The sequence below is a fragment of the Streptococcus penaeicida genome (assembly GCF_002887775.1).
Lineage (GTDB): Bacteria > Bacillota > Bacilli > Lactobacillales > Streptococcaceae > Streptococcus > Streptococcus penaeicida.
In genome coordinates this window covers 1-12,903 of sequence record NZ_LOCM01000001.1, presented here as the reverse complement: position 1 = coordinate 12,903, position 12,903 = coordinate 1, and the positions used below count along the sequence as shown (strand labels likewise).

General features: G+C 32.7%; 9 protein-coding genes, 3 tRNA genes and 1 other annotated feature. Of the genes, 6 read left to right on the top strand and 6 right to left on the bottom strand.

Annotated elements, in window-relative coordinates; all coding sequences use genetic code 11:
* Positions 1 to 117: 117 nt before the first annotated feature.
* Both AT575_RS00060 and AT575_RS00055 read right to left on the bottom strand, forming a co-directional pair.
* Complete coding sequence (locus tag AT575_RS00060; RefSeq protein WP_102776634.1) at positions 118 to 891, bottom strand: ParB/RepB/Spo0J family partition protein; 774 nt, start codon at positions 889 to 891, stop codon at positions 118 to 120.
* Between the two features lie 78 nt (positions 892 to 969).
* On the bottom strand, positions 970 to 2,166 hold the full coding sequence (locus AT575_RS00055) for a S1C family serine protease (RefSeq protein WP_415746920.1): 1,197 nt from the start codon (positions 2,164 to 2,166) through the stop codon (positions 970 to 972).
* Between the two features lie 199 nt (positions 2,167 to 2,365).
* On the opposite strand from AT575_RS00055, the gene rlmH reads away from it, so the two are divergent.
* On the top strand, positions 2,366 to 2,845 hold the full coding sequence (gene rlmH, locus AT575_RS00050) for a 23S rRNA (pseudouridine(1915)-N(3))-methyltransferase RlmH (RefSeq protein WP_102776647.1): 480 nt from the start codon (positions 2,366 to 2,368) through the stop codon (positions 2,843 to 2,845).
* A gap of 52 nt (positions 2,846 to 2,897) precedes the next feature.
* Here rlmH and AT575_RS00045 read toward each other — a convergent pair.
* A tRNA-Arg gene (locus AT575_RS00045) sits at positions 2,898 to 2,971 on the bottom strand.
* Between the two features lie 173 nt (positions 2,972 to 3,144).
* On the opposite strand from AT575_RS00045, the gene AT575_RS00040 reads away from it, so the two are divergent.
* Positions 3,145 to 3,216, top strand: a tRNA-Glu gene (locus tag AT575_RS00040).
* Between the two features lie 38 nt (positions 3,217 to 3,254).
* Positions 3,255 to 3,328 (top strand) — tRNA-Asn (locus tag AT575_RS00035).
* Positions 3,329 to 3,349: 21 nt separating this feature from the next.
* Here AT575_RS00035 and AT575_RS00030 read toward each other — a convergent pair.
* The 3 genes from AT575_RS00030 to AT575_RS00020 form a co-directional block, all read right to left on the bottom strand.
* Positions 3,350 to 5,932 carry a YfhO family protein gene (locus AT575_RS00030; RefSeq protein ID WP_102776632.1) on the bottom strand — a complete coding sequence of 861 codons (2,583 nt, stop codon included), beginning with the start codon at positions 5,930 to 5,932 and terminating at the stop codon, positions 3,350 to 3,352.
* A gap of 57 nt (positions 5,933 to 5,989) precedes the next feature.
* Positions 5,990 to 7,609 carry an ATP-binding cassette domain-containing protein gene (locus AT575_RS00025; protein WP_102776631.1) on the bottom strand — a complete coding sequence of 540 codons (1,620 nt, stop codon included), beginning with the start codon at positions 7,607 to 7,609 and terminating at the stop codon, positions 5,990 to 5,992.
* Between the two features lie 78 nt (positions 7,610 to 7,687).
* On the bottom strand, positions 7,688 to 8,560 hold the full coding sequence (locus AT575_RS00020; RefSeq protein ID WP_071794215.1) for a YitT family protein: 873 nt from the start codon (positions 8,558 to 8,560) through the stop codon (positions 7,688 to 7,690).
* A 129-nt stretch (positions 8,561 to 8,689) separates the two neighbouring features.
* Positions 8,690 to 8,917, top strand: a binding site (T-box leader).
* Between the two features lie 43 nt (positions 8,918 to 8,960).
* Between AT575_RS00020 and trpS the strand changes: the two genes are divergently transcribed.
* The 3 genes from trpS to AT575_RS00005 all read left to right on the top strand — a co-directional run bounded on the left by trpS (position 8,961) and on the right by AT575_RS00005 (position 12,741).
* Positions 8,961 to 9,983 carry a tryptophan--tRNA ligase gene (gene trpS, locus AT575_RS00015; RefSeq protein WP_102776630.1) on the top strand — a complete coding sequence of 341 codons (1,023 nt, stop codon included), beginning with the start codon at positions 8,961 to 8,963 and terminating at the stop codon, positions 9,981 to 9,983.
* A gap of 242 nt (positions 9,984 to 10,225) precedes the next feature.
* A complete protein-coding gene (gene guaB / locus AT575_RS00010; RefSeq protein ID WP_102776629.1) occupies positions 10,226 to 11,707 on the top strand; it encodes an IMP dehydrogenase in 1,482 nt (493 codons plus the stop codon).
* 173 nt (positions 11,708 to 11,880) lie between these two features.
* Complete coding sequence (locus tag AT575_RS00005; RefSeq protein ID WP_102776628.1) at positions 11,881 to 12,741, top strand: GRP family sugar transporter; 861 nt, start codon at positions 11,881 to 11,883, stop codon at positions 12,739 to 12,741.
* The last annotated feature ends 162 nt before the right edge of the window (positions 12,742 to 12,903 follow it).

Sequence of the window (12,903 nt, the reverse complement as noted above, 5' to 3'; positions counted from 1 at the left end):
TGTTAATCTAACTTATCCACAAGCTGTGGGTAAGTTAGGAATGTATTGATATATAAGGAATAATAGATAATAAATAATGTGGAAAAGCTTGTGAGATAAAAAAAGATTATCAACAAGCTATTTTAGCTTGTTGATAATTCTGTTAAGTTCTTCTTGGTCTTGAAATGAAAATTGTAATTGTCCGCTTCCATCTTTTTTTTGTTTAATGGTTACAGCAATTCCAGTTGCTTTTGCTAAATCTTCCTCAACAGCCTTAATGAAGATATCTTTAGCTTTTTTTTGTATTTTGACTTTTTTCTCAGACTTTATTAATGCCTCTGTTTGTCTAACACTTAAATTTTCAGATAGAATTTGCTGGAATATCTTCTCTATTTCCTTCTTATTATCAATACCTATCAGACAACGAGCATGTCCAGAACTAATCTGACCACTTTCGATAGCTTCTAAAATATAATTTGGTAGTTGTAATAATCTGATGCTGTTTGTAATATAAGGACGTGATTTCCCCATAAAACTTGCTAATTCTTCATGGGTTAATTGGTTCTTACTTAAAATATTTTGAAAAGCTTTGGCCTCTTCAATTGGATTTAAATTGGATCTCTGGAGATTTTCAATAATAGCCTGATGCATACTTTCAGTAGCTGAAAGTTCTTTAACAATAGCCGGTATTTGCTCAATTCCTGCTAATTGTGAAGCTTTTAGACGTCGCTCACCTGCAATTAATTCATAACCATATATAGCAGATGGTCGAACAATAATTGGTTGAATAAGACCATTTCGTTTGATTGAATGAGCTAACTCTCGTAATTCGTCATTATCAAAATGAAGTCTCGGCTGGTAAGGATTGGCGACAATATCTTTGATATCTAAGACTTTAAGTTCTTCTTTCATACTTATCCTTTACAAGTAAAATACCTTTACGTTATTGTAAAGGTATTTTACAGTATTTGTCAATATTGTTTGACAGTATTAATTGAGGTCTTTGGTTGTTTTTGTTAATTTAATAGTTTCTGTCTTCTTATCTTTACCGCGATAGAAGGTTACTTTAATACTATCATTTATTTCATGACCATAAAGAATACTTTGTAAATCGCTTGTCGTTGCAACAGCTTCTCCGTCAATTTCAGTTATAATGTCATACTGTTCAAGTTTATCAGAAGCAGGCATGCCTTTTTTAACATTGGCAACAACTATACCACTCTTCACGTCTTTAGGAACATCCAATTGTTCTAAAGCATTTGTAGATAAATCACCTAGATTTACCATTGAAATTCCTAGAGCTGGTCTAACAACTTCTCCTTTACCTTCTAATTGGTTAATAATTTTAACCACATCATTAGCTGGAATAGCAAATCCCATACCTTCTACAGCACTACCAGAAGAATCGGATTGAGAAATTTTACTTGAATTAATTCCAATAACTTGACCTTCAATATTAATCAAGGCACCACCTGAGTTACCTGGATTAATAGCAGCATCAGTTTGGATAGCATTTGTAGAGACAGTTTCGCCTTCTTCATTTTTTAAGGTAACTGTACGACTTAGACTTGAGACAATTCCCTCAGTTACTGAATTAGCATATTCTGTACCTAATGGGCTACCAATTGCAATAGCAACTTCACCAACATTAATTTTTGAAGAATTAGCAAATTTAGCTACAGATTTAATTTTGTCTGAAGGAATTTTAACGACAGCTAAATCAGAATAGGTGTCAGCACCAACTAATTTACCAACTACTTTTGATCCATCTGCAAGTAAGATTTCAATACGTTTTGCTTTATCAATAACATGGTTATTAGTGACAAGATAGGCATCTTTCCCATCTTTTTTATAAATAACACCTGATCCTTCACTATAAATAGCTAAGCCATCATCTTCTTTAGGTGAATCTTCACCTTGATTAAAAATACTAGGCATCTGATTTTCAGAATTATATTCTTGGTAATTTATAACAGATACGACAGCATTTTGAACAACTTTTACAGCTTTTGTTGTATTTGTAGTATTTTTATAGGTGACTTTACTAGTTGTAGTTGGTTTTGCAATGACATCTTGATTGTCAGAGTTAGATTGAAAGTTATTTAAGGTGAAAAATGCAATGGCCCCACCAATAATACCAACTACTAAAACACCAAATAGTTTTGCGATAAATTTCATTATAGACAAACTTTTACCCTCCACTCTTTTTTTTTTTATCTTATAAAATACTGCTTAATTATACCTTAAATTAGAAAAAAAAGAAAAGAAATCCACAACTTGTGGAAAACTTATTTAATTTTTGGATAAGTCCTAATTTCATCAACTTTGATGGAATATATTTTTGTGGATAAACTAAGTTCCTTATAAGATGTGTTACAATAACTATATGAAAGTTAAAATTATAAGTGTTGGAAAATTAAAAGAAAAATATTTAAAAGATGGTATTGCAGAATATCAAAAAAGACTATCTCGCTTTTGTCAACTTGAAATGATTGAATTACCAGATGAAAAAACACCTGATAATGCAAGTATTTTAGAAAAAGAAAAAATAATTGCTACTGAGGGAGACCGAATTGAGAAAAAAATCGGTCAAAGAGACTTTGTTATTGTTCTTGCAATAGAAGGTAAAACGTTCTCATCTGAAAAATTCAGTCAATATCTTTCAGATGCAACTATACGTGGTTATTCTGATATTACTTTTATTATTGGAGGTAGTCTTGGACTAGATCCAAGAATAAAAAATAGAGCAAATTTACTAATGAGTTTTGGTCTATTAACATTACCTCATCAATTAATGCGACTAGTCTTGATTGAACAAGTCTATCGTGCCTTTATGATTCGTGAAGGTAGTCCATATCATAAATAAAATGTTTCACATGAAACAAAAAAGCATTACGAATTTCGTAATGCTTTTACTTTGATCCCAGCAGGATTCGAACCTGCGACCGTTCGCTTAGAAGGCGAATGCTCTATCCAGCTGAGCTATGAGACCTTAACTTCCTTATTTTAACAGAAAGGAGTTAATTCTGTCAATGCTATATTAAGATTGGAGCATATTATTTGAAGTGAAAAAAATAGAATTTTTTTTAAAAAAATGTAGACAAAATCGAAAGTTCTGATATAATAATAAGAGTGTTAAGGAGAACGTCTCCATTAATTACTTCTGGTCCGTTGGTCAAGGGGTTAAGACACCGCCTTTTCACGGCGGTAACACGGGTTCGAATCCCGTACGGACTATCATAATTGCTGAGAGGCAATTTTTTTTGTAATCTTATTCCGGCATAGCTCAGTTGGTAGTAGCGCATGACTGTTAATCATGATGTCGTAGGTTCGAGTCCTACTGCCGGAGTATTCAAAAACAACCAATTATTTATTGGTTGTTTTTTCTTTGCCTAAAGTTGAAAGTGAAGTAGATTAAAGCTACGACAATACTAATAACTGAAATGATGATACCTTCTTTAAATCCATTTGGAACAAAACTTAGTTCAATCTTTCCTCTACCTTTTTTAACATCTAATAGTAAGAAACCATCTTGAGCCTTTCTGATTGGTACTTTCTTGCCATTCTTTTTAGCTTGCCAACCCTTGTCGTAAGGTATTGTTAAAAAGAGTGAAGAAGGTTTATTAGCTTGATAGGAAATTGAAACCTGATTTTTTTTATGATTGACCTTGACTTGACGTTTTTGAATTTTAGCGATAGCATTCTTATAATTTTTGGTGTTAAGACTATAAAAATGAGGATTATCAAATGAAATCGACTTATTGTTTGGAAAGATTAATTGAATTTCAACGCTTTGTTGTTTTGGAAAATAACCAAAATCAAAGAAACTAAAAACATTGTCCGTTGTAAAATGACTTGTTTTCCCATTAATTGAAATGAGAACATCTTTATTATCTTGATTTTCAAAGACAATATTGGGCAAACTTAGATACATTTGTGACTCTTTTGGAATATTAAGACGGTACGTAACTACAGTGTCATTAGCACTACCAATTGCTTGTTGTTTTACTTGATTTGTAAATAGTTTTGCTTTTGAAAGAATTTGTGCTCCTTGTTTTTGGAAATATAAAAAGTTTTTTCCAGAGAGATCATTTAAGAGCTTCGTTTGATTATCTAAAGTGTTTACTGTAAACTCACTATCACGATATTTACCATCTGTTAATATTGCAAGGGGAAGTGCATAGGCATTCTTATATAGTATAGTATTGCCATCTTGCATTATTTTATTAAATCCGTACTTATTCATGTATGTTTCGCTTAAATTGTACTTAATTGCAAAAATACTATCACTAATTAATGTGTTATTTTGATATCGTAAATTTAAATTTGTCCCTTCTGATTTAAAGCCCAAGCGATCTAACACTCTACTAGATTGTCTGTTTCGAATTGACGAAAATTGAGAAATGCCATTGTAATTAAACTTCATACTATCATTGCCAGTTTGAGGAAGTAATCTTTCAGTTCTATAGAATAAAGTGTCAACTTGTTTTTGATAGTTTACAAGACTGTCAATACTGTTGAGATTACGATTATAGGATTCTCTACTTGGAAATACCCACTCTTCTTCAAGTCCTGAAACTAGATAATAAGTATTTAGTGTTGTTTCTAAAGTTGTAAAGAGTAATGTAAAGATAGTTATGATTAAAACTGGAATATGAAATTCTTCTATACTAAGGAGAATTATTGTATAAGCTGTCAGAAAAGAAATTGTTAAAAGAAAGAGACCAGAATTTAGAAAAGTATAACGCTCTAAAAAAAGGTAGGGACTGGCTAATATTAAACTTAGAGTGACAAAAGAAGTTACAATTGCGGACAGTTTAATTTCTTCAATTTGAGAAAGTGTTTCACATGATAACAATATTAATAGTAATGGAATGGACCATGCATAGCGATGTAAAAACATATTTGGAGCATGCATTGCTTGCCAGAAGAGATCTAATGGTTGTAAATAGTAACTGATACAAATAAAAGCAAGTAATAAGAAATATGATAAGCGAATTTGCCATTTTATTGACTTGACAGTAAAGTAAAGGAAAGTTAATAATAGAGGAAAAAGGCCCACATATATCATAGGTATGGCGTCAAATTTTGTAGTATCGTAAGTACCTAAAATGTTCTTCGCAACTAAATCAAGGTACCAAGAATTATCTGTAAGAAGATTTGTAATTTTTGTAAAACTTTCTCCTTGGTTTTTTAAATCAAGAAAGGTAGGAAGTAGCATAAAGGAAGCAGATAAGGCTGCTAAAACTGAGTTAAATACAAATCTTGTAAATGTTTGAAATCTTTTCTTTACTTTCTCTAGTTTTAATAATTGAATAAAGAGATATAGACTTAAAAAAATTGAAACCATATAGGCAAAATAATAATTTTGAATGAATAATATGGTTAATGTTGAGTAGTATAAGAGTGGTTTAGATTCAATTAATTTGTGTAAACCAAGTATAATTAAAGGTAGAAGGATAAATACATCTAACCAAGTATTAATTTCAAATTGACTGCTTAAAAAGCTCATCAATGCAAATGCAGTTGATAATCCAAGTAAAAAATAGGGTTTTACTTTACTGTAAATATGGTGTAAAGAATAGAAGGTTGACAGTCCAATCAAGCCAAATTTAATTAGGGTAAATAGATAGATTGCATCAGGCATTGATTTAATATCAAAATAATAGTAAAAAGGTGACAGAAAACTTCCTAAATAGTAACTGCTTAATGCATAAAAGTTGAGACCTAAACCACTTGTAAAGGTGTAAAAAATACTATCTGATCCATGAAGAATATTTCTTAAATTTTGAGCAAAAACAACATATTGATGGAAACCATCACTGGCCAAAAGTGTTTTTTCACTACCCCAATAGATTCCCTTAGAGAATAAGACTACTATCATAATGAGTGATGGCATAAGAAAACTAATTGGATAATTCATTATGAAAAATTTTTTATTATGATGACTCATCTCTTCTCCTTCTCTTATTTATTTTAAAAAATAATAAGGCGTTTCCGCCTTATTTTTTTATTTCCAAAGTTCTGCTACTTTTGCTTGTACTTCTTGATTTTCAAGGAATTCATCGTAAGTTTCATCGATACGGTCAATAACACCATTTTTTGAAATCACGACAATGTGATTAGCAATTGTTTGAATAAATTCATGGTCATGGCTGGCAAAAATAACGGACTCTTTAAATTCTTTAATACCATCATTTAAACTAGAAATTGATTCTAGGTCTAAGTGATTTGTTGGATCATCTAAAATTAATACATTTGATTTTAATAACATTAACTTAGATAACATAACACGTACTTTTTCACCACCTGATAAGACGTTAACTGATTTTTTAACCTCATCTCCAGAGAAGAGCATTCTTCCTAAGAAACCACGTAAGAAAGTATCATCGTCTTCACCTTTTGCAGCAAATTGTCTTAACCATTCTAAAATAGATTCACCACTAGCAAAGTCCTTAGAGTTATCTTTTGGTAAATAAGATCTACTTGTTGTGACACCCCATTTGATTGTTCCTTCGTATTCAATATCATCCATGAGTGCACGCATTAATGCTGTTGTTTGAATATCATTTTGACCAATTAATGCTGCTTTATCACCTGGACGAAGTATAAAACTAATATTGTCGAGGATTTTTTCCCCGTCAATTGTAACTGATAGATTTTCAACTGTTAGAAAATCATTTCCCATCTCTCTTTCAGCTTTAAAATTGATAAATGGATATTTTCGGCTTGAAGGGACAATTTCTTCTAATTCAATTTTATCAAGCATTTTTTTGCGTGATGTTGCTTGTTTTGATTTAGATGCATTAGCTGAAAAGCGAGCAACGAATTCTTGTAGTTCTTTTATTTTTTCTTCAGCTTTTGCATTACGGTCTGATTGAAGACGAGCTGCTAATTCAGAAGATTGTTTCCAAAAATCATAGTTACCAACATACAACTTAATTTTCCCAAAGTCTAAGTCAGCCATATGGGTACAAACTTTATTTAAGAAATGGCGGTCATGGGATACAACGATAACTGTATTTTCAAAATCAATCAAAAAATCTTCAAGCCAAGCAATTGACTGAATATCCAAACCATTGGTTGGTTCATCTAGTAATAAAACATCAGGTTTACCAAAAAGAGCTTTGGCTAAGAGTACTTTAACTTTTTCCCCATTAGCTAATTCACTCATGGTTTGATAGTGTAATTCTTCAGAAATATTTAAATTCTGAAGTAATTGTGAAGCTTCACTTTCAGCTTCCCAACCACCAAGTTCAGCAAAAAGTCCTTCTAGTTCTGCTGCACGGACACCATCTTCTTCAGAAAAATCTTCTTTCATATAGATAGCGTCTTTTTCTTTCATGATATCGTATAGCTGTTCATTTCCCATGATAACAACATCAATAACACGTTCTTCTTCGTAGTCAAAGTGGTTTTGTCGAAGAACAGAAAGACGTTCATCTTGTCCAAGTGAAATATGACCTGTTGAAGGTTCAATATCTCCAGCTAAAATTTTTAAAAATGTTGATTTTCCAGCACCATTGGCACCAATTAAACCATAAGTGTTTCCTGCAGTAAATTTAATATTAACTTCATCAAAAAGTTTGCGATCACTAAATCGTAGTGAAATATCTGAAACAGTAAGCAATTTGTCACCTCATCTTATTTATCTAATCTTCATTGTACCTGAAAAAGCCCCTTTTATCAATAAGAAAGGGGCTTTGCCTTACATTGGTAATAAAACATCTTCATCTTCACGTTTATAGTGTTTAGTGACACTAAAGCCGCGACCAACAACTTGAGCTGCAGGCATGACAACGATAAATGCCGTATCATCAATTTCTAGAATTTTTTCTTGTAAACTTGGAAGTTCATAGGTTGATATAATTGCCATTAACATGACTTTATCAGATGTTGTATATCCCCCACGAATTGGAATCTTTGTTACACCACGGTCCATAACTTGAGTGATATGGTCTTTGATACTTTGATATTCTCTTGAAATAATCATGACATTCTTAGAAGAATCAAAACCATTTTCCATAATAGAAATGACATAACCAACTACCAAGAGTCCAATGGTTGAATACATGACATCATCTGCAGTAAGTGAGATGAATCCCATTAAAACACTAATTCCATCTACAATTGTCATAGCAACGCCCAGACTTAAAGGAGAATATTTATGGAGCATTTGTGTTAAAATACCCGTACCCCCTGTCGAGGAATTTCCCCAAAAAACCATTCCTAAACCAATACCAACGATTATACCGCCAAATATTGCGGCTAAAAGTTGATTATGAGTGATAGTTGGCAGGAAATTAGTAACTCTAATAGCGATAGGATATATCCAGGAACCATATAAGGTTTTAACGAAGGTTTGTTTTCCTAAGAAAAAATAACAAAGTATTAATAGAGGAATATTACTAACCATTAAAAAAAGCGATGGGCTAATTCCAAGAAGTTCTTTAATAACAACTGAAATTCCGACCATACCACCTGATGCAATATTATTATGGACAAACATTGTATTGAAACCAACTGCTGTAATAAAAGATCCCAATGTTACATATAGGACATCCTTTACCCTACTTTTCATTACTTATTTTCTCCTTACATTTATTTCTAAAAAGACTTAGGAAATTATTATCTCTTAAAAGGGGCCAAAGAGTCAAGTTATATTTTCAAAAAAATTGAAAGAATGTTGACAAAAATCATTAATTTTCATAAAATGGTTTTGAATTAGATGAGTAACTTTTCTTGTGTTTTAAGAGAACTAGTGGTCGCTGTGAACTAGTAACACAATTAGTGAAATGGGCTAATGGATGAATAATGATAGGAATCAATAACTGTCAGGACTAGCACCCCTTATCGTGCAACTTTCTGCTATTTGGAAAGTATGAGATGATATATTATTATATCAACTGAGGTGGTACCGCGTTCTAACGCCCTCACGCAATTTTTTGCGTGGGGGTTTTTGATATATTAAGGAGAAGAAAATGACAAAGCCAATTATTTTAACTGGTGATAGACCTACTGGTAAACTTCATTTAGGTCACTACGTTGGAAGTTTAAAAAACAGAGTACTTTTACAAAATGAAGATAAGTATCAAATGTTTGTTTTTCTTGCAGACCAGCAAGCTTTAACTGATCATGCCAAAGAATCTGAAATGATTCGAGATTCAATTGGTAATGTCGCTTTAGATTACTTATCTGTAGGATTAGACCCAAGTAAATCAACTATTTTTATCCAGAGTCAAATTCCAGAATTAGCTGAATTAACAATGTATTATATGAATCTTGTTTCTCTAGCAAGATTAGAACGTAATCCGACAGTAAAAACTGAAATTGCACAAAAAGGATTTGGTGAAAGTATCCCAAGTGGTTTCCTTGTTTATCCAATTTCCCAAGCTGCTGATATTACGGCTTTTAAAGCTAATTTAGTACCTGTTGGGAATGACCAAAAACCAATGATTGAGCAAACACGTGAAATTGTGAGAAGCTTTAACAATACTTATAAGACCGATTGCCTTGTTGAACCAGAAGGACTTTACCCCACTAATGAAGGGGCAGGTCGTTTACCAGGATTAGATGGTAATGCTAAAATGTCAAAATCTTTAGGTAATGGCATCTATTTATCAGATGATGCAGATACTGTTCGAAAAAAAGTAATGAGTATGTACACAGATCCAAACCATATTAAAGTAGAAGATCCGGGTAAAATAGAAGGTAATATGGTTTTCCATTACTTAGATATCTTTGGTCGACAAGAAGATCAAGCCGAAATCCAGTCTATGAAAGAACACTATCAAAAGGGTGGTTTAGGAGATGTGAAAACAAAACGCTATCTTTTAGAAATTCTTGAAAGGGAGCTAGCACCAATTAGAGAGAGAAGATTGGAATTTGCAAAAGATATGGGAGAAGTTTTTAACATGTTAGAAAAAGGCAGTCAATCAGCTCAAGCGGTTGCGGCTCAAACTTTATCTGAAGTAAAATCAGCCATGGGAATCAATTATTTTTAATAAAAAGAAACCAGTTTTGAAGACTGGTTTTTTAATTAGTAAAAATACGAACGAAAAATGTATTATTTATAAAAAAAATCGTAAATTAAATCTATATACGAATATTAAAAATCAAAAAACTTATAATGTTAAAAAATTATTCTCTATTTGTTGACAAATTAATTTAGCGTGATATGATAGTAACAATAAAAAATAGAATGGGTTAATTGCCCAAGAAAATAAATGAAAAGAGGATTATTTTAATGTCGAATTGGGACACTAAATTTTTGAAAAAAGGCTATACTTTTGACGACGTATTGCTAATTCCAGCTGAAAGTCATGTATTGCCAAATGAAGTCAATATGAAAACTAAGTTAGCAAAAAATTTAACATTAAATATTCCTTTTATTACTGCTGCAATGGATACAGTTACAGATAGTAAAATGGCAATTGCAATTGCGCGTTCAGGTGGTCTTGGAGTTATTCATAAAAACATGTCTATCCTTGAACAAGCAGAGGAAGTTCGAAAAGTTAAACGTTCTGAAAATGGAGTCATCATTGATCCTTTCTTCTTAACTCCTGATCACAAGGTTGCTGAAGCTGAAGAATTAATGCAACGCTATCGTATTAGTGGTGTTCCAATTGTTGAAACTATGACAAATAGAAAATTAGTTGGGATTATAACAAACCGTGATATGCGTTTTATCACAGACTATGATTCATTAATCTCTGAACATATGACAAGTGAAAAGTTAGTTACTGCTGAAGTTGGTACTGATTTAGAAACTGCTGAACATATCCTTCATGAACATAGAATTGAGAAATTACCTTTAGTAGATGATAACGGTCGTTTATCAGGTTTAATCACTATCAAAGATATTGAAAAAGTAATTGAATTTCCAAATGCAGCTAAAGATACATTTGGTCGTTTATTAGTTGCAGCAGCTGTAGGTGTCACTTCAGATACCTTTGAACGTGCTGAAGCACTTTTTGAAGCGGGTGCTGATGCCATTGTTATTGATACTGCTCATGGCCACTCTGCTGGAGTACTTCGCAAAATTTCTGAAATCAGAGCACACTTCCCAGATAAGACACTTATTGCCGGTAATATTGCAACTTCTGAAGGGGCACGCGCCCTTTACGATGCTGGTGTTGATGTCGTAAAAGTTGGAATCGGTCCTGGTTCAATCTGTACAACTCGTGTTGTTGCAGGTGTTGGTGTTCCACAAATCACTGCTATTTATGATGCAGCAGCTGTTGCGCGTGAATACGGTAAAACAATTATTGCAGATGGAGGAATTAAATACTCTGGTGACATCGTTAAAGCTTTAGCAGCTGGTGGTAATGCAGTAATGTTAGGCTCAATGTTTGCAGGAACTGACGAAGCTCCTGGTGAAACTGAGATCTATCAGGGACGTAAATTTAAAACATACCGTGGAATGGGTTCTATTGCAGCTATGAAAAAAGGTTCAAGCGATCGCTATTTCCAAGGTTCTGTCAATGAAGCTAATAAATTAGTACCTGAAGGAATTGAAGGCCGTGTTGCTTATAAGGGTGCTGCATCTGATATTGTTTTCCAAATGTTAGGTGGTGTTCGTTCTGGAATGGGCTATGTTGGAGCAGCAACGATTGAAGATCTCCACAATAAGGCTCAGTTTATTGAGATGTCTGGAGCTGGGTTAATTGAAAGTCATCCGCATGATGTTCAAATTACAAATGAAGCACCGAATTACTCAGTACATTAATAATCACAACTAAGACTAAAAGACTAGACATTGTGTCTAGTCTTTTAGTCTTGTTTAATGTCAAAATTTGAGATATAATTATTCTCCAGGCAATTTTTATGATAATAAAATTGTCAACATTATTGACAACTCTGTAAATTTATTGTCAATAATAATGTAAAGGAGAATTTTCTTTGGAAGGTATATTATATGCTTTATTTCCAATGATTGCATGGGGTAGCATTGGTTTTGTAAGTAATAAAATTGGTGGACAACCCAGTCAACAAACTTTCGGAATGACTTTGGGTGCATTATTTTTTGCCATTGTGGCATGGATTATTGTCAGACCCGAAATGACTTCTGTTTTGTGGCTATTCGGATTCGTTGGAGGATTTTTATGGTCACTCGGTCAGACTGGTCAGTTTCACGCAATGAAGAATATGGGCGTTTCTGTTGCTAACCCTCTATCTAGTGGTTCACAGTTAGTCTTAGGAAGTTTAATTGGTGTTTTTATATTCGGAGAATGGAAACACTCTTATCAATTTATCTTAGGAACATGTGCTTTAATTTTACTAATCGTTGGTTTCTACTTTTCAAGTAAAAAGGATCAAACCAATCAAAAATCTGAATTGCATAACTATAACAAAGGATTTAAAGCTTTAACCTATTCTACTATAGGTTATGTATCCTATGTTGTTCTTTTCAATAACATCATGAATTTTGACATGATATCAGTCCTACTCCCAATGGCAATAGGAATGGTATTTGGAGCAAGTTTATTTATGTCTTTCAAACTAAGCTTTGATAAATATGTTTTAAAAAATAGTCTCGTTGGAATAATGTGGGGTATTGGTAATGTTTTCATGTTGTTAGCTGCATCAAAGGCAGGGTTAGCAATTGCTTTCAGTTTCTCACAATTAGGTGCTATTATTTCAATAATTGGTGGAATCCTATTCCTTGGAGAGAAGAAAACAAAAAATGAAATACGCTGGGTAATAATCGGTATTATTTGTTTTATTATTGGTGCAGTATTACTAGGTGTTGTTAAAGCTTAAAAAGACGAAGAGAATTTTCTCATCGTCTTTTTTTATTATGTGACTTTTAGTCCGTTTCACTCCGAAGGTGTGAAACAAAAAACCACCCGCTATGCGGGTGTGCATCAAAGGTTATACCCAAAAGACTCCTAACGCGGTACAATATAGGTGTTCAAGCCAATT